We start from the raw sequence: 22,482 nt of genomic DNA, 5'->3' as shown, positions 1-22,482 counted from the left end.
AAGGCCTCATCGCGAGCAGGCTCGCTCCCACATGGGATCAGGGCACAACCATAAATTCCTGGTTACACCCAGCCCTGTGTGGGAGCGAGCCTGCTCGCGATTTGGGACAACGCGGTCTAGACCTGCCCCTGAGCCCCTTCGAACCACGCCAGTTTCTCGCGCAGTTGCACCACTTCCCCCACGATCACCAGCGTCGGCGCATGGACCTCATGCTCGGCCACCAGCTTCGGCAAGTCTGCCAGAGTGCCGGTGAACACCCGCTGGTTGGACGTCGTGCCTTGCTGGATCAGCGCCGCCGGCGTATCGGCCGCGCGACCGTGCTTGATCAGCTCGCTGCAGATGCTCGGCAGTCCCACCAACCCCATGTAGAACACCAGGGTCTGGGCCGGGGCGACCAGGTCCGCCCACGGCAGATCGCTGGTGCCGTCCTTGAGATGGCCGGTGATGAAACGCACCGACTGGGCATAGTCGCGATGGGTCAGCGGAATGCCGGCGTACGCCGCGCAACCACTGGCTGCGGTGATGCCCGGCACGACCTGGAACGGGATGCCCTGGGCCGCCAGCTCTTCGATCTCTTCCCCGCCGCGCCCGAAGATGAATGGATCACCGCCTTTGAGGCGCACCACCCGCTTGCCTTGCCGGGCCAAGTCGACCAACTGCTGGTTGATCTGGTCCTGGGGCACGGCATGCTCGGCGCGGCGCTTGCCGACGTAGACCCGCTCGGCGTCACGCCGGCATAGCTCAAGGATCGCTGGCGCGACGAGACGGTCGTACAGCACCACATCGGCCTGCTGCATCAAACGCAGGGCGCGGAAGGTCAGCAGGTCGGGATCACCCGGCCCGGCACCCACCAGATAGACTTCTCCCGGTGCGTGCGGGGCCTGGCCGGCGATCTTCTCGCGCAACAGACGCTCGGCTTCAGTGCCCTGCCCGGCCAATTGGCGGTCGGCGATAGGGCCCTGGAACACATCCTCCCAAAACGCCCGGCGTTGTTGCACATCCGGGAACAGCCGTTTGACCTGGCTGCGAAACTGCGCCGCCAAACCCGCCAACTGCCCGTATGTCGAGGGAATCCAGGTTTCCAGCTTGGCCCGGATCAGCCTTGCCAGCACCGGCGCATCGCCGCCGCTGGACACCGCGATCACCAGTGGCGAGCGGTCGACAATAGCCGGGAAAATCACGCTGCACAGTGCCGGCGCGTCCACCACGTTGACCGGCACACAACGCTTGTGGGCGTCGGCCGACACCCGGGCATTGAGGATTTCGTCGTCGGTGGCGGCGATGATCAACCCGCAACAGTCCAGGTCCGTTTCGAGGTAACCGCGCAGGACGCATTCGCCCCCGCTGCCACTGACCAGATCCCGCAGTTGCGGCTCTATTTCGGGTGCGACCACCCGCAGCAACGCACCGGCGTCGGCCAGCAGGCGGGACTTGCGCAAGGCAATCTCGCCGCCGCCGACCACCAGCACGCGGCTGCCGCGCAGGTTATGGAACAGTGGCAGATAGTTCATTTAGCCGATGACCTCGATGCCACCCATGTACGGTTTCAACACCTCGGGCACACGGATCGAACCGTCGGCCTGCTGGTAGTTTTCCAGCACCGCCACCAGGGTACGGCCCACCGCCAGGCCCGAGCCATTGAGGGTGTGGACCAGTTCCGGCTTGCCGGTTTCAGGGTTGCGGAAACGCGCCTGCATGCGACGGGCCTGGAAGTCACCGCAATTGGAGCACGACGAAATCTCGCGGTATTTGTCCTGGCTCGGAATCCACACTTCCAGGTCATAAGTCTTGACCGCGCTGAAACCCATGTCGCCGGTGCACAGGGCCAGGGTCCGATACGGCAGTTCCAGCAGTTGCAGGACCTTCTCGGCGTTGGCGGTCAGACTTTCCAGGGCTTCCATGGATTTTGTCGGTTCGACGATCTGCACCATCTCGACCTTGTCGAACTGGTGCTGACGGATCATGCCGCGGGTATCGCGTCCCGACGCCCCGGCTTCACTGCGGAAGCATGGGGTGTGGGCGACGAACTTGATCGGCAGTTGCTTGGCGTCGACGATCTCGCCGGCCACGATGTTGGTCAGCGATACTTCGGCCGTCGGGATCAGGTACAGGTCGGCTTCACCTTCGCGGCCGATCTTGAACAGGTCTTCCTCGAACTTCGGCAACTGGCCGGTGCCTTGCAGGGCCGGAGCCTGGACCAGGTACGGGGTGTAGGCTTCCTCGTAACCGTGCTCGGTGACGTGCAGGTTGATCATGAACTGGGCCAGGGCGCGGTGCAGGCGGGCAATGGGTCCGCGCAGCAAGGCAAAACGGGCGCCGGACAGCTTGGCGGCGGTTTCGAAGTCCAGCCAGCCGAACTTCTCGCCCAGGGCCACGTGGTCCAGCACCGGGAAATCGAACGCTTTGGGCGTGCCCCAGCGACGGACTTCGACGTTACCTTCTTCGTCTTCACCGACCGGCACCGACTCGTGGGGCAGGTTCGGGATGCCCAGCAGGATCGAATCCAGTTCGGACTGGATCTTGTCCAGGGCCACCTTGCCGTTGTTGAGTTCGGTGCCCATGCTCTCGACGTTCGCCATCAACGGCGCGATGTCTTCACCGCGCTGCTTGGCCTGGCCAATGCTCTTGGAGATCGCATTACGCTCGGCTTGCAGCTTTTCAGTCTGGGTCTGGACGGTCTTGCGCTGCTCTTCCAGCGCTTCGATGCGCGCGACGTCCAGGGCGAAGCCACGGGACGCCAGGCGGTCCGCTACGTCCTGAAGGTTGCTACGTAACAGTTTGGAATCGAGCATGTCGGTCTCTCGTTTAGATAAGTTTGGTCAGGGACAGGCCGGCCCAGGTGGCGAGCAGCCCGCCGAATACGCTGGCAGCCGCATAGCCCAGGGCCAGCGGCACCTGCCCGCTTTCCAGCAGGCGCACCGTATCCAGTGAAAAGGACGAAAAGGTCGTCAGGCCGCCAAGGAAGCCGACGATCAGCCCCGCGCGCACTTCGACAGGCACCTCGGGACGAATCAGGAACAGACCGTATAAAACGCCGATCAGCAGACAGCCCACGATATTAACGGTCAGCGTCGCGGTATAGAAGTGCCGGGGCCAATTTGCGTTGACCCAATTGCTAGCGGCGAAACGTGCCAGGGTGCCGGCGATACCGCCAGCGGAAACTGCAAGTATCAGGGGAATCAAGGTTTTCTCCGCTGCCGTGGGCTCAGGCGATCCAACTGCGCCAGATGGTTCAGCTTCTCGCCGATCTTCAGCTCCAGGCCACGGGGCACCGGCTGATAGAACGACTGGGGTTCGAGTGCTTCGGGAAAATAGTCTTCGCCAGCGGCATAGGCGTCCGGCTCATCGTGGGCATAACGATATTCTTCGCCATAGCCCAGCTGCTTCATGAGCTTGGTCGGCGCGTTGCGCAAGTGCAGCGGAACCTCGAGGGAACCATGTTCGGTGGCGCTGCGCATGGCCGCCTTGAAGCCCATGTACACCGCGTTGCTTTTCGGCGCACAGGCCAGGTACGTGATGGCCTGGGCCACGGCGAGTTCGCCTTCGGGGCTGCCCAGGCGCTCTTGCACATCCCAGGCCGCCAGGCACAGGCTCAGGGCCCGGGGATCGGCATTGCCGATGTCCTCGCTGGCCATGCGCACCACCCGCCGCGCGAGGTACAACGGATCGCAGCCACCGTCGATCATCCGCGCAAACCAGTACAGGGCGGCATCGGGGTTGGAACCCCGTATGGATTTGTGCAATGCCGAGATCTGGTCGTAGAACGCCTCGCCGCCCTTGTCGAAGCGCCGCCGGGTGTCCCCAAGCAGGCTTTGCAGCAGCTCGACACCGATCTCACTGTCATCCTCGGCCAGGTCCGAAGCATTCTCCAGCAAGTTGAGCAAGCGGCGGCCATCGCCATCGGCGGCTGAACACAGGATCTGGAAACCTTCGTCGCTGAGGCTCAGCTTGCGCTTGCCCAGGCCGCGCTCCTCGGTCAGCGCGCGGTCCACCAGCTTGCGCATCGCGGCCTCGTCGAGGCTCTTGAGCACATAGACCCGCGCCCGGGACAGCAAGGCGTTGTTGAGTTCGAAGGAAGGGTTTTCGGTGGTGGCGCCGATGAAGATCAACGTGCCGTCTTCGACATACGGCAGGAACGCGTCCTGCTGGGACTTGTTGAAGCGATGCACTTCGTCGACGAACAGAATGGTGCGCTTGCCGTATTGCCCGGCCTGCTGCTTGGCGACTTCCACCGCCTGGCGGATCTCCTTGACCCCGGCCAGGACCGCCGAAACCGTTTCGAAATGGGCATCGGACACTTCCGCCAGCAGCCGGGCCAGGGTGGTCTTGCCCACACCCGGCGGCCCCCAGAAGATCATCGAATGCAGCGCACCCTGCTCCAAGGCCTCGCGCAGGGGCTTGCCCCGGGCCAGCACATGCTCCTGGCCGACGTACTCATCCAGGTTGGTCGCGCGCAGGCGGGCGGCCAATGGCTGGGCAATCGGGGCGCTTCGAAACAGGTCCATCACTGCTTATGCAACCTCACTTGATCCTGGTGCCGATACTCTCTGCCGGAAGGCCGCTCTGCTGGAGCAGCTTTGTAGGAGCAGCTCTGCAGGAGCAGCTTTGTGGGAGCAAGGCTTGCCCGCGATTGCATCGCCTCGGTCTACCTGATGCACCGAGATGTCTGTATCGCGGGCAAGCCTTGCTCCCACAGGCCATATCCCACAGAGGGGGGCGGCGCTTATTCCTGGATGACGTCGGCACCCTTGGGAATGTCGAACTTGAACTTGGACGCCGCGATCGGCTCGTTGGCCTTGACCCCGGTGAACAGGATGTTGGTACGCTGGCCGACGCTGTCGATCAGTTGCATGTCATTGACCAGGCCGTTGCGGAACGACAGGCGCAGGCTGTCGAACAGACTGTCCTTGGTCTTGGGCTTGAGGGTGAAGTCGATCACGCCGCCCGCTTCCTTGGCCGTGATGTCGAAGCTCTGGCTGATCTTGGAAATGTCCCCCGACAGCAACAAGGCCGGCGTCTGGGTCAGGCGCTGGTCGAGATTCTTGATGGTGACCTGCTCCAGGTCCGGGTCCCACAGGGAGACTTTCTTGCCGTCGGACACCATCAACTGCTCGGCCGGTGCATCGGTGTGCCAATAGAACAGCCCCGGACGCTGGAGCGCCATGTCACCGGCGGTTTCCTGCAACTGGGTGCCGCTGCCGTCCAGGGTCAGCTGGGAAAAGCGTGCGGTCAGGGTCTTGGATGTTTCCAACAGCTGGGTCAGGCGAGCCACATCCTTTTCATCGGCATGGGCCGACAAGGTGGTCAGGGCCAGTACGGGCAACAGCAACATGCGAATCAGGCGCATGGGAGTCCTCATGAATTCGTGGGGGACGAGCGGCGCGTACAGGGCCGCCCGGAGTCATTAGTCGCGCATCGGGCCCGGCGCCAGCACTTCGCGCGAACCATTGGTGTTCATGGCCGTCACGACCCCAGCCATTTCCATGGCTTCGATCATGCGTGCGGCACGGTTGTAGCCGATCTTGAGCTTGCGCTGGACAGCGGAGATCGATGCCCGGCGGCTTTCCAGAACGAACTGCACCGCTTCGTCGTAGAGCGCATCGGTTTCCGCATCCTCGTCGCCACCGCCACCACCGCCCTCGAAACCGCTGCCGGCTTCTTCGACGCCGTTGAGGATGTCGTCGTTGTATTCGGGAGCGCCGCGCAGTTTCCAGGCTTCCACCACGCGGTGTACTTCATCGTCGGAGACGAACGCACCGTGCACCCGGATCGGCAGGCTGGTGCCCGGCGGCATGTAGAGCATGTCACCATGACCGAGCAATTGCTCGGCGCCGCCCTGGTCGATGATGGTCCGCGAGTCGATCTTGCTGGACACCTGGAACGCCATGCGGGTCGGAATGTTGGCCTTGATCAGGCCGGTGATCACGTCCACCGACGGCCGCTGCGTGGCGAGGATCAGGTGGATACCGGCCGCACGGGCCTTCTGGGCGATACGGGCGATCAGCTCTTCGACCTTCTTGCCGACGATCATCATCATGTCGGCGAATTCGTCCACCACGACCACGATGGTCGGCAGCTTGTGCAGCAGCGGCGCCTCGTCGTGGATGTTTTCGCGGTGGTACAGCGGGTCGGTCAATGGCGTGCCCGCCTCTTCGGCTTCCTTGACCTTGGCATTGAAGCCCGACAGGTTGCGCACCCCCAGCTTCGCCATCAGCTTGTAGCGGCGCTCCATCTCGGCGACGCTCCAGCGCAAGGCGTTGGCGGCGTCCTTCATGTCGGTGACCACCGGACACAAGAGGTGCGGGATGCCTTCGTAGATCGACAATTCAAGCATTTTCGGATCGATCATGATCAGTTTGGCGTCTTCCGGGCCGGACTTGAACAGGATCGACAGGATCATCGCGTTTACACCCACCGACTTACCGGAACCGGTGGTACCGGCCACCAGCAGGTGGGGCATCTTCGCCAGGTCGGTGATGACCGGCTTGCCGCCGATGTCGTGGCCCAGGGCCAGGGTGACCGGCGACTTGTGGTTATCGTACTCGGGGGTCGACAGCACTTCGGAGAAGCGCACGATCTGACGGTCTTCGTTGGGGATCTCGATACCCACGGTGGTCTTGCCGGGAATCACCTCCACCACCCGCACGCTGGTCACGGCCAGCGAACGCGCCAGGTCCTTGGCGAGGTTGGCGATGCGGCTGACCTTCACACCGGCAGCCGGCTGGATTTCGTAACGGGTGATGACCGGGCCCGGGTGAATCGAATCCACCGACACCTCGACACCGAACTCCTTGAGCTTGATCTCCAGCAGATGACCAACAGCCGCCAGGGATTCGGGAGAGTAATTGAGTTGTTTCTTTTCCGCCGGATCCAGGATCGAAATCGGTGGCAAGGTGCCTTCCACCGCACTGTCGACGAACAGCGGCACCTGTTTTTCCTTCTGCACGCGCTTGCTCGGCTCTGGCGCCTTGGCCGGGGCCATGGTGATCACCGGAGGCACTTGCTTCTCGCGCTCGGACATGTGCTTGCTCAGGGCCTGCTCGCGCTCGATCAGGCGTTCCTTGACCTTGGCCTGCTCGCGCTTGTCGGGCACCGTCGGGGCCACCACGTCATGGACCCGGTCGTCCACTTCACGCAGTTGTGCCACCAGTTGCTTGCGCTCGACGCGGGCCGCCCACCAGCGATTCACGGCGCCCTGGATCAGTTCGATCAGGTCGAGGGTGATCTTGCCGGTGACGTCCATGACCTTGAACCACGACAGGTCGGTGAACACCGTCAGGCCGAACAGGAACAGGGCGATGAACAACAGCGTGCTGCCCTGGATATTCAAGGCGTTCCTGGCCAGGTCGCCGAGGCTTTCTCCCAGGGCGCCGCCCGCCCCGGCCGGCAGGCCGGTGGGGGCATGGAAATGGATATGGGCCAGCGCGGCCCCCGACAGCACCAGGAACACCAGGCCGATCAGCCGCCAGGAAAACAGCCAGCCGCTCCACTGCCACGGCTCGTGGCGCTGGCGAAAGATCTGGTAGGCCTTGATTGCCAGCAACAGCGGGAAGATATAGGCGAAATAACCCAGCACCATGAACAGGATGTCGGCGCTGTAGGAGCCGGCCGGACCGCCGAAGTTCTGCACGTCGTCGATCTTGCTGTTATGGCTCCAACCCGGATCGTCCTTGCCGTAGGTCAGCAAGGCCATCATCAGGAACAGGCACAAGGCACCGATGGCGATCAATGCACCTTCCTTGAGCCGGTAGTGCAACTGCTGGCGCCAGAGCGGAACGACTGTTTTAGGTGCTGCGGTGGATTTCTTCAAAACGCTTCTTTTCCTGCGCCAACGGCGCGTCCATCTGTTGAATGACTATAAAAAACTGCTCATTACAAGCAGGTAAAAAAGTGAATGTGCACAACCAGTACTACTTTTACCACTGAGAGGTGCGTCCAGAAAACCGCAGGTGTTGCCGAAGATGTTGATCTTTAGCCCATCCTGCGTTCAAAACTCAAGCATTGTACGGGTTTGTCGACACCAAGGCATTGCCCGCACGCCGGGTGACAGGGTAGCCGTAAACGGACCGTACAAGCGCCAATTGGACCATGCATTGTCTTTTGTGACAAAGGCTTATGAGGTGTTTTTTATGAACGAAGTGAAGCATTCACGCCTGATCATTCTCGGTTCCGGCCCCGCCGGGTACAGTGCAGCGGTCTACGCGGCCCGAGCCAACCTCAAACCCGTCGTCATTACTGGCATGCAGGCCGGAGGCCAGCTCACCACCACGGTCGAAGTCGACAACTGGCCCGGCGATGTCGAAGGACTGACCGGCCCAGTCCTGATGGAACGCATGCAGCGGCACGCCGAGCGCTTCGACACGCAGATCGTCTACGACCATATCCACACCGCCAAGTTGCAGCAGCGACCGTTCGAGCTCATCGGCGACAGCGGCACCTACACCTGCGATGCCTTGATCATCGCCACCGGCGCGTCGGCCCAGTACCTGGGCCTGCCTTCGGAGGAAACCTTCGCCGGTAAAGGCGTTTCCGCCTGCGCCACCTGCGACGGATTCTTTTACCGCAACCAGGTGGTGGCCGTGGTCGGCGGCGGCAACACCGCCGTGGAAGAAGCCTTGTACCTGTCCAACATCGCCAGGGAGGTGCATTTGATCCACCGCCGGGACAAGCTGCGCTCGGAAAAAATACTGCAGGACAAGCTCTTCGAAAAAGCCGCCAACGGCAATATCAGGCTGCACTGGAACCAGAACCTCGACGAAGTGCTCGGCGACGCCAGCGGCGTGACCGGCGCGCGCCTGCGCAACAGCCAGAGCGGCGAAACCAGCACCTTGCAATTGGCCGGGGTATTCATCGCCATCGGCCATAAGCCCAATACCGATCTGTTCCAGGGCCAGTTGAGCATGCGCGACGGCTACCTGCTGGTGCGCGGCGGCAGCGAAGGCAATGCCACTGCCACCGATATCGAAGGCGTATTCGCAGCCGGCGACGTGGCCGATCATGTGTATCGACAGGCCATTACCTCGGCCGGTGCCGGCTGTATGGCCGCGCTGGATGCGGAGAAGTATCTCGATGACATCCCGGCCGCTTGACGGTTAATCTTCGAACCAGTGCTCATGGCGAGGGGCTTCCCCCCTCGCTACATCACCCTCCCCTTCTGCAAGTTCGGACAACAATGCTGACGTGGTTACAACGCAACACCTTCGATTTTCCACCCCTGGAAAAAGCCATGCGCGATCCCAACGGTTTGCTGGCCGCGGGTGGCGATCTGTCTGCGGACCGGCTGATCCAGGCCTATCGCCATGGCTGCTTTCCCTGGTTTTCCGAGGGACAACCGATCCTGTGGTGGTCTCCCGACCCTCGCACGGTGTTGTTTCCCGACGAACTGCACGTCTCGCGCAGCCTGGGCAAGCTCCTGCGCAAGCAGCGCTATAAGGTGACGTTCGACAAGGACTTCGCGGCGGTCATCCAGGCCTGCGCCGCGCCGCGGGCGTATGCTGAAGGCACCTGGATCACCGAAGCCATGCAAACCGCCTACCTGGAGCTGCATCGACGCGGCTTTGCCCATTCGGTGGAGGTCTGGGACCAGGGCCTGCTGGTGGGCGGCCTGTACGGCCTGGCCATGGGGCAGCTGTTTTTCGGCGAATCCATGTTCAGCCGGGCCGACAACGCGTCAAAATTCGGCTTCGCCACCCTGGTCCAACACCTCAAGGCGGCGGGTTTTGTGCTGATAGACTGTCAGATGCCCACCGAGCACCTGCACAGCCTGGGCGCCCGGTCGATCGCTCGCACGGCATTTGCCGGTTACCTCAAGGCGCACCTGGACCAGCCCAACCACGCGACCTGGGTTTGCTGAGCGACATTCTCACCAGTGGCTTACACTTAATCCAAAGCTTATCCCGGGGGTTGATCATGACCGAGTTGGCGCGCTTGAAGTTTTATGCCACTCAACCTCACTCTTGCAGTTATCTGCCCGAAGAGCAGGCCACGACGCTGTTCCTCGACCCTAGCCAGCCCATGGATGTGCATGTCTACGCAGACCTGTCGGAAATGGGCTTTAGGCGCAGTGGCGATCATCTCTACCGACCCCATTGCCAGCATTGCAATGCGTGTGTGCCGGCGCGTATCCCCGTGGCGCAATTTACCCCTGATCGCCAGCAGAAACGTATTTTCAAGCGCAATGCCGATCTCCAGGTCCGGCCGGCCAAGCCACAGTTCAGCGAAGAGTATTTCGACCTGTACCAGCGCTACATCGAGCAGCGCCATGCCGACGGCGACATGTACCCACCCAGCCGCGATCAGTTTTCGACCTTTCTGGTGCGCGACCTGCCCTTTTCTCGCTTCTATGAATTCCGCCTCGAAGGACGACTGGTGGCGATTGCCGTGACGGACTTGCTGCCCAACGGACTTTCGGCGGTGTACACCTTTTATGAGCCGGAAGAAGAACGGCGTAGCCTGGGACGTTTTGCCATCCTCTGGCAAATCAACGAAGCCCGACGCCTGGGCCTGGAAGCGGTGTACCTGGGCTACTGGATCAAGAACTGCAAGAAAATGAACTACAAGACCCAATATCGGCCGATTGAACTGCTGGTTAACCAGCGCTGGGTTGTCCTCAGCTAGCGTCCTGTCTCGGAATTAGGCTGTTCATTTTTGGCGGCGTCTGAGACAGGCCACTAGAACCCCTTGGCTTGCCCCCCCTTTTTCGGGCACAATGCACGCCGCTTTTGCCTGGCGCAGTTGCACCGGGCCATTCACTGGACACCGAGGGCTTTACTGCATGTCGAAAGAAGACAGCTTCGAAATGGAAGGCACTGTCGTCGACACCCTGCCCAACACCATGTTTCGCGTGGAGTTGGAAAATGGGCACGTCGTTACCGCGCACATCTCCGGCAAGATGCGCAAGAACTACATTCGTATTCTTACCGGCGACAAAGTGCGCGTCGAGCTGACGCCCTATGACTTGAGCAAAGGGCGCATCACTTACCGCGCTCGCTAACAGGTCAATACAAAACGCCCGGCTTATACCGGGCGTTTTTGTTTGCCTGGGATTTGATAACCACGCAGATCCCATGTGGGAGCGAGCCTGCTCGCGATAGCGGTGGATCAGCTTGCATTGATGTTGAATGTGTCGGCGCTATCGCGAGCACGCTCGCTCCCACAAGGACAGACAGCAAAAAGGCGCCTTCCGGCGCCTTTCTGCTTATTACAGGTTTCGATCAGGCCATTTCAGCCGTGGTTTCGAAGTCGAAGGTCAGCTCGCCGTCCTTGATGTCGATGTGGACCACACCGCCATGCTCGGCCAGTTCGCCAAAGAGGATTTCCTCGGCCAGCGGACGCTTGATCTTGTCCTGAATCAAGCGAGCCATCGGCCGCGCACCCATCGTCACATCGTAACCACCTTCTGCCAGCCAGCTGCGGGCCGCGTCGGTGACTTCCAGCAGCACACGCTTGTCTTCGAGCTGCGCCTGAAGTTCGGTGAGGAACTTGTCCACCACGCTTTTGATGACCTCATGACTGAGGCGACCAAACTGGATGATGGTGTCCAGGCGGTTGCGGAATTCAGGCGTGAAGCTCTTCTTGATCACTTCCATCGCGTCGGACGAATGGTCCTGATGGGTGAAACCGATCGAAGCACGCGCCGCGGTTTCGGCACCGGCGTTGGTGGTCATGATCACGATCACGTTGCGGAAGTCCGCCTTGCGCCCGTTGTTATCGGTGAGCGTACCGTGGTCCATGACCTGCAGGAGCAGGTTGAAGACTTCCGGATGCGCCTTCTCGATTTCATCGAGCAACAGCACGCAGTGGGGCTGCTTGGTGATGGCTTCGGTCAACAGGCCGCCCTGGTCGAACCCGACATACCCCGGAGGTGCACCGATCAGACGCGATACGGTGTGACGCTCCATGTACTCGGACATGTCGAAGCGCACCAGCTCGATCCCCATCGCCTTGGCCAGTTGCCGCGCAGCCTCGGTCTTGCCCACACCGGTAGGACCGGCGAACAGGAAGGAACCGACCGGCTTGTCCGGCGACTTGAGACCGGCGCGGGACAATTTGATGGCGGTCGACAGCGAGTCGATGGCCGCGTCCTGGCCGAACACCGTCAGCTTCAGGTCACGCTCCAGGTTACGCAGCAGCTCCTTGTCGGAACTGGTGACGTGCTTGGGCGGAATACGTGCGATTTTCGCCACGATGTCCTCGACCTGAGGCACTTCGATGCGCTTGACGCGCTTCTCTACCGGCTGCAGGCGCTGATAGGCACCCGCCTCGTCGATCACGTCGATGGCCTTGTCCGGCATGTGCCGGTCGTTGATGTAGCGCGAGGCCAACTCGGCAGCGGCCCGCAGGGCTTCATCGCTGTATTCGATACTGTGGTGCAGCTCGAAACGCCCCTTCAGGCCGCGCAGGATACCGATGGTGTCTTCCACCGAAGGCTCCGAGACGTCGACTTTCTGGAAACGCCGGGCCAGGGCACGATCCTTCTCGAAGATCCCGCGGAACTCCTGGAAGGTAGTCGACCCGATGCAACGGATATCGCCCGACGACAGCAATGGCTTGAGCAGGTTCGAGGCGTCCATGACCCCGCCGGACGCGGCGCCCGCACCGATGATGGTGTGGATCTCATCGATGAACAGGATGGCCTGCGGACGTTTCTTCAACTCGCCCAGCAACGCCTTGAAGCGCTTCTCGAAATCGCCGCGGTACTTGGTGCCGGCCAGCAAGGCACCCAGGTCAAGGGAGTACACCACGCTGTTGGCCAGCAGGTCAGGCACCTGGTTGTCGACAATGCGCTTGGCCAGGCCTTCGGCAATCGCGGTTTTACCCACGCCCGCCTCACCCACCAGCAACGGGTTGTTCTTGCGACGCCGGGCCAGGATCTGCGCGACACGCTCGACCTCGGCCTCGCGCCCGACCAACGGATCGATACGCCCCTGGCGCGCCAGTTCGTTCAGGTTGCTGGCATAGGCATCCAGCGGATTGCCCGAAGAAGAAGACTCACCACCCTCCTCGTCCTGCATATCCTGTTCACCTTCGGAATGATCGCCATGCCCAGGCACCTTGGAAATGCCATGGGCGATGTAGTTGACGACATCTATACGGGCAACGCTCTGCTGCTTGAGCAGGAAGACCGCCTGGCTTTCCTGTTCGCTGAAGATGGCAACCAGCACATTGGCACCGGTGACTTCACGCTTGCCCGAGCTCTGCACATGAAAGACAGCACGTTGCAGGACACGCTGGAAGCCCAGGGTTGGCTGGGTTTCACGATCCTCGTCATGGACGGGGATCAACGGCGTGGTGGAGTCAATGAACTCCTGCAGGTCATGCTTGAGTTTATCGAGGTTCGCGCCACAGGCACGCAAAACGGTGGCGGCAGCCTCGTTATCCAGTAGGGCCAGCAGCAGGTGCTCGACGGTCATGAATTCATGACGCTTCGAACGGGCCTCCTTGAAGGCTAGATTGAGGGTGACTTCGAGCTCGCGGTTTAACATGGCTTCACCTCATACCCAAGTGGTCGGCGTTAACCGTCCTTCTCGATTTCACAGAGTAGCGGATGCTGGCTTTCCCGGGCGTACTGGTTGACCTGCATAGCCTTTGTCTCGGCGATGTCGCGGGTAAACACTCCGCATACTGCCCGTCCCTCTGTATGAACGGCCAGCATGACCTTGGTCGCCAGCTCGCGATTCAGGTTAAAAAACACCTCGAGCACTTCGACGACGAAATCCATCGGTGTGTAGTCATCGTTGAACAAAACCACCTTATACATCGGTGGCGCCTGCAACGTAGGCTTTGCTTCCTGAACAGCAATGCCTGCGGAATCGTCGTCATGTAGATCCGGGCGATCCTGATTGAATGTTAGTCGAATCTGGCTGATTGCATGCATGGAAAGAAAGGTTCGTTTAGTTGGCAAATACAGTGATGGGGGCACTGGCTGGCGATTTCAACCGCCGCCGCCAGGTCACCTTGACTATCGGCAAAACGGTGTTACAACCAATAGAGCCCATCGTGGGTTAAAAAGGTCCGTGGAATCGATCCTTAAAACAAGATTAGATTGCGGATGAACTGGATGATACTCCAGTGATGGAGTGCGTTGCAGAGGGAAATGGTCTATGTCGGTCGTCAAGATGAGTGGCAAGGTGAAATGGTTCAACAACGCCAAGGGCTACGGCTTTATTCTGGCGTCTGGCAGGGATGAAGACCTTTTCGCGCATTTCTCGGCAATCAGGATGGACGGTTATAAAACCCTGAAGGCCGGGCAGCCCGTGACATTCGAAGTGATCCAAGGCCCCAAGGGCCTGCATGCGGTCAATATTTCGCCGGTCGAGGTCGAAAGCACCTCCACCCCCGAAAAAGTCAAAGTCAAAACCAGAGTCACCGAAACCCACTGACCTGCTGTCATCATCGGTCAACAAGACGCCCGGCTCGATCACTCGAGCCGGGCGTCTTTTATTGCACGTCGATCCGCTTACATGTGCGAGATCAAGGCATCGCCGAAGCCAGAGGACGACACCAGCTTGGCACCTTCCATCAGGCGTTCGAAGTCATAGGTCACGGTCTTGGCCGAAATCGCGCCGTTGGTGCCCTTGATGATCAGGTCGGCTGCTTCGGTCCACCCCATGTGACGCAGCATCATCTCCGCCGACAGGATCAACGACCCCGGGTTGACCTGGTCCTTGCCCGCATACTTGGGCGCGGTACCGTGGGTGGCTTCGAACATCGCCACGGTGTCGGAGAGGTTGGCACCCGGCGCAATACCGATACCGCCCACCTCCGCCGCCAAGGCGTCGGAGAGGTAGTCGCCGTTCAGGTTGAGGGTGGCGATCACGTCATACTCAGCCGGACGCAACAGGATCTGCTGGAGCATCGCATCGGCGATGGCGTCCTTGACCACCACGTTCTTGCCGGTCTTCGGATTCTTGAACTGCATCCACGGTCCGCCGTCGAGCAGCGTGGCGCCAAATTCCTCGGCTGCCACTTCATAGGCCCACTCCTTGAAGGCACCTTCGGTGAACTTCATGATGTTGCCTTTGTGCACGATGGTCAGCGAATCGCGATCATTGTCGACCACATATTGCAAGGCCTTGCGCGCCAGACGCTTGGTGCCCTGCTTGGAGACCGGCTTGACGCCGATGCCGCAATCCTCGTCGAAACGGATCTTGGTGACACCCATTTCTTCTTTCAGGAACTTGATGACCTTGGTGGCTTCGGCCGAACCGGCTTTCCATTCGATGCCAGCGTAGATGTCTTCGGAGTTCTCGCGGAAAATCGTCATGTCCACGTCGCCTGGCTTCTTCACCGGGCTCGGCACGCCTTCAAACCAGCGCACCGGGCGCAGGCAGACATACAGGTCCAACTGCTGACGCAGGGCCACGTTCAACGAACGAATACCACCACCGACCGGCGTGGTCAGGGGGCCCTTGATGGAAACCACGTAATCCTTGACCGCATCCAGGGTTTCCTGGGGCAGCCAGGTGTCCTGGTCGTAGACCTGGGTGGCTTTTTCACCGGCATAGACTTCCATCCAGGAAATCTTGCGCTTGCCGCCGTAGGCCTTCTGAACCGCAGCGTCCACAACCTTGATCATGACCGGGCTGATGTCGACACCAATGCCGTCACCTTCGATGAAGGGGATGATCGGGTTGTCGGGAACATTAAGAGAATGGTCTGCATTGACGGTGATTTTGTCACCGACGGCTGGAACCTGAATCTTTTGATACCCCATGCTGAACTCCATTGCTTGGATTGAACATCTGGCTGCGTTCGAGCGTACCCCAGTTGAATCGACGCGCAAACCCTACGTTAGACCCATCGGCGGGAAAGTCGCCCAGTTCGCGGCGTACAAGCCTGAAAAACAAGGGAAAAACGCCAAATATGAGCATAGCCCAGCACGCCGGACCTGCGACGTTTAGACCAATGGACGTGTACGGAGGTCTATGAACCATCGGCAGATTGCCAGCTACCTATGTATAATGCCGCCGCTGACCGCAGGGTCACTACGGCTGACTGCTCTACCAAGGGCCTTCCCGCCAGTTGCAAAGCCGGACCGTTACCGCGGCCCGACCGCTTGACGCTCGACTGATGCACCCAACATCACCGCGAAGAAACCTCGACATTCGGCTCACGGCTGACTTTGAACGAACGCGCTTACCCGGCGCCCCTCGAGTTTCTGCGCATGCTTTAGCAAAGAAGAGAGTTAATCCGAATATGCCCACCCGCTCGAAGATCATCTATACCTTCACCGACGAAGCGCCCGCCCTCGCCACCTATTCACTGCTGCCGATCATCGAAGCCTTTACCGCTTCGGCCGAGATCGCCGTGGAAACCCGCGACATCTCCCTCGCAGGGCGCATCCTGGCCAGCTTCCCCGAGCAACTGGGTGACAAAGCCGTAGCCGACCACCTCGCCGAACTGGGCGACCTGGCCGTTACGCCTGAAGCCAACATCATCAAGCTGCCGAACATCAGCGCCTCGGTGCCGCAACTGCAGGCCGCGATCAAGGAATTGCAGGCCCAGGGCTACGCACTGCCGGACTACCCGGAAACCGTGACCAGCGAAGCCGACAAAGAAGCCAAGGCCCGTTACGACAAGATCAAGGGCAGCGCCGTGAACCCGGTCCTGCGCGAAGGCAACTCCGACCGCCGCGCACCGCTGTCGGTCAAGAACTATGCCCGCAAGCACCCGCACAAGATGGGCGCCTGGGCAGCCGACTCCAAATCCCACGTGGCCCACATGAGCACCGGTGATTTCTACGGCAGCGAAAAAGCCGCACTGATCGACGCCGCCGGCAGCGTGAAAATCGAGCTGATCGCCCAGGATGGCACTGCCACCGTCCTGAAGGAAAAGACCACCGTGCAAGCCGGTGAGATCCTCGATTGCGCCGTGATGAGCAAGAAGGCCCTGCGCGACTTCATCGCCGCCGAAATCGAAGACGCCAAGCAAAAAGGCGTGCTGCTGTCGGTTCACCTCAAGGCCACCATGATGAAGGTCTCCGACCCGATCATGTTCGGTCAGATCGTCGCCGAGTTCTATAAAGACGCCCTGGCCAAGCACGCCCAGGTGCTGGAGCAGATCGGCTTCAACCTGAACAACGGCATCGGCGACCTGTACGCCCGCATCAAGGCCCTGCCGGCCGAGCAGCAGGCGCAGATCGAAGCCGACATCCAGGCGGTCTACGCGGCACGCCCATCCCTGGCGATGGTCAACTCCGACAAGGGCATCACCAACCTGCACGTGCCGAGCGATGTCATCGTCGACGCCTCGATGCCAGCCATGATCCGTGACTCCGGCAAGATGTGGGGCACCGACGGCCAGCTGCACGACACCAAGGCCGTGATCCCGGATCGCTGCTACGCCACCATCTACCAGGCGGTGATCGAAGACTGCAAGGCCAACGGCGCCTTCGACCCCACCACCATGGGCAGCGTGCCGAACGTTGGCCTGATGGCCAAGAAAGCCGAAGAGTACGGCTCCCACGACAAGACTTTCCAGATCAAGGCCGACGGCGTGGTTCGCGTCTCGGACAGCACCGGTCGCACCCTGCTGGAGCAGAGCGTCGAGGCTGGCGACATCTTCCGCATGTGCCAGACCAAGGACGCACCGATCCAGGATTGGGTCAAGCTGGCCGTCAACCGTGCCCGCGCCAGCAACACCCCGGCGATCTTCTGGCTGGACCCGATGCGCGCCCATGACGGCGTGGTGATCGAGAAGGTCCAGGCTTACCTGAAGGATCACGACACCAGCGGCCTGGACCTGCGCATCATGTCGCCGGTCGAGGCGATGAAGCTCACCCTGGCTCGTACCCGCGAAGGCAAGGACACCATTTCGGTGACCGGTAACGTCCTGCGCGACTACCTGACCGACCTGTTCCCGATCATGGAACTGGGCACCAGCGCCAAGATGCTCTCCATCGTGCCGCTGATGAACGGTGGCGGCCTGTTCGAAACCGGCGCTGGCGGTTCGGCACCCAAGCACGTTCAACAACTGCTGGAAGAAAACTTCCTGCGTTGGGACTCCCTGGGCGAATTCCTGGCCCTGGCCGCTTCCCTGGAACACCTGGGCGTGACCTACAACAACCAGAAAGCGCTGGTGCTGGCCAAGACGCTCGACCAGGCGACTGGCGAGTTCCTGGACCGCAACAAGTCGCCTTCGCGTAAGGTCGGCGGTATCGACAACCGTGGCAGCCACTTCTACCTGACCCTGTTCTGGGCACAGGCACTGGCCGCCCAGGATGACGACGCAGCCCTCAAGGCACAGTTCACCACCCTGGCCAAGACGCTGACCGACAACGAAGAAAAGATCGTTGCCGAGCTCAATGCCGTTCAAGGCAAGCCGGTGGACATCGGCGGTTACTACTTCGCCAACCCGGAGCTGACCAGCAAGGCCATGCGCCCGAGCGCAACCTTCAACGCGGCCATCGCTGCGCTGGTGTAAGGTTGTAAGGAAGCACCACAAACCCCGGCCTTGTGCCGGGGTTTGTGTTTCCAGCCCATTCCCTTCTGGCTGGGGATCAGCTGCAGTTTTTGAATTCACCGCCCCTGTGGGAGCGAGCCTGCTCGCGATAGCGGTTTATCATCCAACACTTGTATTGGCTGACCCACCGCTATCGCGAGCAGGCTCGCTCCCACAGGGCTTGTGTTTCACTATTCAAATTTCGAGGAAACCACATGGATTGGAAACCCCACATCACCGTCGCCACCATCGTCGAGGACAACGGCCGTTTCCTGATGGTGGAGGAATCCAAGGGCGGGCGCGCCGTGCTCAACCAGCCCGCCGGGCACCTGGACCCGGACGAGACCCTGATCGAAGCCGCCGTGCGCGAAACCCTGGAAGAAACCGGCTGGGACGTCGAGCCCACCAGCGTGATCGGCATCTACCTGTACACCGCCCCCAGCAATGGCGTGACCTACCAGCGGGTCTGCTTCGCCGCCAAGGCACTCAAACACCACCCCGACTATCAACTGGACGACGGCATCCTGGGCGCCCGATGGCTGACCCGCGACGAACTGCTCGAACGACGCGACCATTGGCGCAGCGAGCTGATCATCCGTTGCATCGACGATTATCTGGCCGGCCATCGCCACAGCCTGGCACTGATCCGTCCTTCCCTTTAGCCTTGCGCGCCCGGGCCTGATAGAATCGCGTCCTTTTTCAAGACACTCATTGAATCCCTATGCGTGATCCAGCTCCTTCCGGTACCACCAAGAAGCGCGTCATTGTCGGCATGTCCGGCGGCGTGGACTCTTCCGTTTCCGCCCTTCTGCTGATCGAGCAGGGTTATGAGGTGGAAGGCCTGTTCATGAAGAACTGGGAAGAAGACGACGGAACCGAATACTGCACCGCCATGGACGACCTCGCGGACGCCCAGGCCGTGTGCGACAAGATCGGCATCAAGCTGCATACCGCCAACTTCGCCGCCGAGTACTGGGACAACGTGTTCGAGCACTTCCTGGCCGAGTACAAGGCCGGTCGCACACCGAACCCGGACATCCTCTGCAACCGCGAAATCAAGTTCAAGGCGTTCCTCGACTACGCCATGATGCTGGGCGCCGACCTGATCGCCACCGGTCACTACGTGCGTCGCCGCGACATCGACGGGCGCACCGAACTGCTCAAGGGCCTGGACCCGAACAAGGACCAGAGCTACTTCCTGCATGCCGTCGGCGGCGAGCAGATTGCCAAGACCCTGTTCCCGGTAGGTGAACTGGAAAAGCCCGAAGTCCGGGCCATCGCCGAGAAACACGCCCTCGCCACCGCGAAGAAGAAGGATTCCACCGGGATCTGCTTCATCGGCGAACGGCGCTTCAGCGATTTCCTCAAGCAATACCTGCCGGCCCAGCCGGGCGAGATCAAGACCACCGAAGGCGAAGTCATCGGCCGCCACCATGGCCTGATGTATCACACCATCGGCCAGCGCCAGGGCCTGGGCATCGGCGGGCTGAAAGACGCCGGCGAAGAGCCGTGGTACGTGCTGATCAAGGACCTGGAACACAACGAGCTGATCGTCGGCCAGGGCAACGACCACCCCTGGCTGTTTTCCCGCGCCCTGCTCGCCTCCGACATCTATTGGGTCAACCCGATCGACCTGAGCGAACCGCGCCGCCTGACGGCCAAGGTGCGCTATCGCCAGAGCGACCAGCCCTGCACGCTGGAAAAGACTGCCACGGGCTACCGTGCCACCTTCGACGATCCACAACGGGCAGTCACCCCCGGCCAGTCCGTGGTGTTCTACGACGGCGAAATCTGCCTGGGCGGCGGCGTGATCGAAGTCGCAGAGCCATGGAGCAGCAAGGCATGAGCCCGACCCAGGAGCAACTGACGGCGCTGGGCGGTGTGTTTCTGGCCGCAGTGCTGGTGGACCGGATCGCCAAGACCGGCCAGACCTCCGAGGCCGGCCTGAGCTGCATGCTCGGCAGCCTGCTGGTACGCGACCCCAAGGACACCCTGGAAGTCTACGGCGGCGACGACTTGAACCTGCGCGAAGGCTATCGCGCGCTGATCGGCGCCCTGGAGCGCGATCCCAGCGCCCTGCAACGCGAGCCGCTGCGCTATGCCCTGTCAATGCTGGGCCTCGAACGCCAGCTCGCCAAGCGCGACGACCTGCTGGACACCATCGGCAAGCGCCTGCCGCAGATCCAGTCCCAGGTCGAGCACTTCGGCCCCTCTCACGAAAACGTCGTGGCCGCCTGCGGCGCCCTGTACCAGGACACCTTGAGCACCCTGCGCCAGCGTATCCAGGTGCACGGCGATATGCGCAACCTGCAGCAACCCAGCAACGCCTCGAAGATTCGCGCCCTGTTGCTGGCGGGCATCCGTTCGGCACGGCTGTGGCGGCAACTGGGTGGGCATCGCTGGCAGTTGGTGATCAGCCGGCGCAAATTGCTGAAAGAGCTTTACCCGTTGATGCGCAACGAATAAGTCGCCTCAACCCGTTTTTTACTTCATCACGCGTAATACGCCGGTCAGTTGGCGACGGACCGGCGCTTGTTTTCATGTATGATACGCGCCCCATTTCGTTGCCCGACTGTCCGAGAACACCCCATGCAGCTCTCTTCGCTCACTGCGGTTTCCCCTGTAGACGGCCGCTACGCCGGCAAAACCCAGGCCCTGCGCCCGATTTTCAGCGAGTACGGCCTGATCCGTGCCCGCGTCCTGGTTGAAGTGCGCTGGCTCCAGCGCCTGGCCGCCCACCCCGCCATCGGCGAAGTCCCGGCGTTTTCCGCCGAAGCCAACGCGGTGCTCAACACCCTGGCGGACAACTTCGCGCTGGAGCACGCCGAGCGCGTCAAAGAGATCGAGCGCACCACCAACCACGACGTCAAGGCGATCGAATACCTGCTCAAGGAGCAGGCGGCCAAGCTGCCGGAATTGGCCAACGTCAGTGAGTTCATCCACTTCGCCTGCACCAGCGAGGACATCAACAACCTGTCCCACGCCCTGATGCTGCGCGAAGGCCGTGACGACGTGATGCTGCCGCTGATGCGCCAGGTCGCCCAAGCCATCCGCGAACTGGCGATCCGCTTCGCCGACGTGCCTATGCTGTCGCGTACCCATGGTCAACCGGCGTCGCCGACCACCCTGGGCAAAGAGCTGGCCAACGTGGTGTATCGCCTGGAGCGCCAGATCGCCCAAGTCGCCGCCGTGCCGCTGCTGGGCAAGATCAACGGCGCCGTGGGCAACTACAACGCCCACCTGTCGGCCTACCCGCAGATCGACTGGGAAGCCAACGCCCGCGCCTTCATCGAAGACGAACTGGGCCTGAGCTTCAACCCGTACACCACCCAGATCGAACCGCACGACTACATCGCCGAGCTGTTCGACGCGATCGCGCGCTTCAACACCATCCTGATCGACTTCGACCGCGACATCTGGGGCTACATCTCCCTGGGCTACTTCAAGCAGCGCACCATTGCCGGCGAAATCGGTTCGTCGACCATGCCGCACAAGGTCAACCCGATCGACTTCGAAAACTCCGAAGGCAACCTGGGCATCGCCAACGCGCTGTTCCAGCACCTGGCGAGCAAACTGCCGATCTCCCGCTGGCAGCGCGACCTGACCGACTCCACTGTGCTGCGCAATCTGGGCGTGGGCTTTGCCCACAGCGTCATCGCCTACGAAGCCAGCCTCAAGGGCATCGGCAAGCTGGAACTGAACGAGCAGAAGATCGCCGCCGACCTGGACGCCTGCTGGGAAGTCCTGGCCGAACCGATCCAGACCGTGATGCGTCGCTACAACATCGAGAACCCGTACGAAAAACTGAAAGAACTGACCCGTGGCAAGGGCATCAGCCCCGAAGCGCTGCAAACTTTCATCGACGGCCTGGACATGCCTGCCGATGCCAAGTCGGAGCTGAAGAAGCTGACCCCGGCCAGCTACATCGGCAACGCGGCGGCACAAGCCAAGCGCATCTGACACACGGCTGCACCCTTGAGACGCCCGGCCGCGCCGGGCGTTTTTATTCGCGTCTGAAAAGTATATTTTTTCAATAGGTTA

The 22,482-nt window shown here is 61.2% G+C and carries 19 protein-coding genes; 10 read left to right on the top strand and 9 right to left on the bottom strand.

Annotated elements, in window-relative coordinates; genetic code table 11:
- Positions 1–116: 116 nt before the first annotated feature.
- The 6 genes from cysG to ftsK form a co-directional block, all read right to left on the bottom strand.
- On the bottom strand, positions 117–1,511 hold the full coding sequence (gene cysG, locus ACODTO_RS20635; protein WP_489106978.1) for a siroheme synthase CysG: 1,395 nt from the start codon (positions 1,509–1,511) through the stop codon (positions 117–119).
- Positions 1,512–2,792: a serine--tRNA ligase gene (gene serS / locus ACODTO_RS20630; RefSeq protein WP_139643765.1), complete on the bottom strand. Its 1,281-nt coding sequence runs from the start codon at positions 2,790–2,792 to the stop codon at positions 1,512–1,514.
- 13 nt (positions 2,793–2,805) lie between these two features.
- Positions 2,806–3,183, bottom strand: a complete 378-nt coding sequence (gene crcB, locus ACODTO_RS20625; RefSeq protein WP_175362095.1) for a fluoride efflux transporter CrcB — start codon at positions 3,181–3,183, stop codon at positions 2,806–2,808.
- Positions 3,180–4,505, bottom strand: coding sequence for a replication-associated recombination protein A (locus ACODTO_RS20620; RefSeq protein WP_139643771.1), 1,326 nt, complete (start codon positions 4,503–4,505; stop codon positions 3,180–3,182). The genes crcB and ACODTO_RS20620 overlap by 4 nt, the downstream gene beginning before the upstream one ends.
- A 218-nt stretch (positions 4,506–4,723) precedes the next feature.
- A complete protein-coding gene (gene lolA / locus ACODTO_RS20615; protein WP_024779296.1) occupies positions 4,724–5,347 on the bottom strand; it encodes an outer membrane lipoprotein periplasmic chaperone LolA in 624 nt (207 codons plus the stop codon).
- A gap of 57 nt (positions 5,348–5,404) precedes the next feature.
- The gene (gene ftsK / locus ACODTO_RS20610; RefSeq protein WP_084213792.1) at positions 5,405–7,810 is read right to left on the bottom strand and encodes a DNA translocase FtsK; all 2,406 of its coding nucleotides are present in this window, start codon (positions 7,808–7,810) and stop codon (positions 5,405–5,407) included.
- A gap of 319 nt (positions 7,811–8,129) precedes the next feature.
- On the opposite strand from ftsK, the gene trxB reads away from it, so the two are divergent.
- The 4 genes from trxB to infA all read left to right on the top strand — a co-directional run bounded on the left by trxB (position 8,130) and on the right by infA (position 10,993).
- Positions 8,130–9,089, top strand: a complete 960-nt coding sequence (gene trxB / locus ACODTO_RS20605; protein ID WP_175362094.1) for a thioredoxin-disulfide reductase — start codon at positions 8,130–8,132, stop codon at positions 9,087–9,089.
- Positions 9,090–9,172: 83 nt separating this feature from the next.
- Positions 9,173–9,853, top strand: coding sequence for a leucyl/phenylalanyl-tRNA--protein transferase (gene aat / locus ACODTO_RS20600; RefSeq protein WP_139643777.1), 681 nt, complete (start codon positions 9,173–9,175; stop codon positions 9,851–9,853).
- A gap of 56 nt (positions 9,854–9,909) precedes the next feature.
- Positions 9,910–10,617, top strand: coding sequence for an arginyltransferase (locus ACODTO_RS20595; protein ID WP_175362092.1), 708 nt, complete (start codon positions 9,910–9,912; stop codon positions 10,615–10,617).
- 157 nt (positions 10,618–10,774) lie between these two features.
- On the top strand, positions 10,775–10,993 hold the full coding sequence (infA, locus tag ACODTO_RS20590) for a translation initiation factor IF-1 (RefSeq protein ID WP_002553999.1): 219 nt from the start codon (positions 10,775–10,777) through the stop codon (positions 10,991–10,993).
- Positions 10,994–11,213: 220 nt separating this feature from the next.
- Here the strand turns inward: infA and clpA are convergent, their stop codons facing one another.
- Both clpA and clpS read right to left on the bottom strand, forming a co-directional pair.
- Positions 11,214–13,484 (bottom strand): ATP-dependent Clp protease ATP-binding subunit ClpA, encoded by a 2,271-nt coding sequence (clpA, locus tag ACODTO_RS20585; protein WP_024779301.1) that lies wholly within the window; start codon positions 13,482–13,484, stop codon positions 11,214–11,216.
- A gap of 29 nt (positions 13,485–13,513) precedes the next feature.
- Positions 13,514–13,876 (bottom strand): ATP-dependent Clp protease adapter ClpS, encoded by a 363-nt coding sequence (clpS, locus tag ACODTO_RS20580; protein WP_041023703.1) that lies wholly within the window; start codon positions 13,874–13,876, stop codon positions 13,514–13,516.
- A 241-nt stretch (positions 13,877–14,117) separates the two neighbouring features.
- Between clpS and cspD the strand changes: the two genes are divergently transcribed.
- Positions 14,118–14,381 carry a cold shock domain-containing protein CspD gene (cspD, locus tag ACODTO_RS20575; RefSeq protein WP_175362207.1) on the top strand — a complete coding sequence of 88 codons (264 nt, stop codon included), beginning with the start codon at positions 14,118–14,120 and terminating at the stop codon, positions 14,379–14,381.
- Positions 14,382–14,458: 77 nt separating this feature from the next.
- On the opposite strand, the gene icd is transcribed toward cspD, so the two are convergent.
- The gene (gene icd, locus ACODTO_RS20570) at positions 14,459–15,715 is read right to left on the bottom strand and encodes an NADP-dependent isocitrate dehydrogenase (protein WP_024779303.1); all 1,257 of its coding nucleotides are present in this window, start codon (positions 15,713–15,715) and stop codon (positions 14,459–14,461) included.
- Between the two features lie 482 nt (positions 15,716–16,197).
- Here icd and ACODTO_RS20565 point away from each other — a divergent pair, with 482 nt between their 5' ends.
- The 5 genes from ACODTO_RS20565 (at position 16,198) to purB (ending at position 22,401) form a co-directional block, all read left to right on the top strand.
- Positions 16,198–18,423, top strand: coding sequence for an NADP-dependent isocitrate dehydrogenase (locus ACODTO_RS20565; RefSeq protein ID WP_489106977.1), 2,226 nt, complete (start codon positions 16,198–16,200; stop codon positions 18,421–18,423).
- A gap of 233 nt (positions 18,424–18,656) precedes the next feature.
- Entirely contained in the window at positions 18,657–19,103 is a 447-nt protein-coding gene (locus ACODTO_RS20560; RefSeq protein ID WP_464709294.1) for an NUDIX hydrolase, read from the top strand.
- Between the two features lie 59 nt (positions 19,104–19,162).
- On the top strand, positions 19,163–20,287 hold the full coding sequence (gene mnmA / locus ACODTO_RS20555; RefSeq protein ID WP_139643797.1) for a tRNA 2-thiouridine(34) synthase MnmA: 1,125 nt from the start codon (positions 19,163–19,165) through the stop codon (positions 20,285–20,287).
- Positions 20,284–20,907, top strand: coding sequence for a high frequency lysogenization protein HflD (gene hflD / locus ACODTO_RS20550; protein WP_139643800.1), 624 nt, complete (start codon positions 20,284–20,286; stop codon positions 20,905–20,907). Before mnmA ends, hflD begins: the two co-directional genes overlap by 4 nt.
- Positions 20,908–21,030: 123 nt before the next feature.
- Positions 21,031–22,401: an adenylosuccinate lyase gene (gene purB, locus ACODTO_RS20545; protein ID WP_175362088.1), complete on the top strand. Its 1,371-nt coding sequence runs from the start codon at positions 21,031–21,033 to the stop codon at positions 22,399–22,401.
- Positions 22,402–22,482: the final 81 nt, after the last annotated feature.

The organism is Pseudomonas sp. FG13 (assembly GCF_057809755.1).
This window is presented reverse-complemented; position numbering and strand designations above follow the sequence as displayed.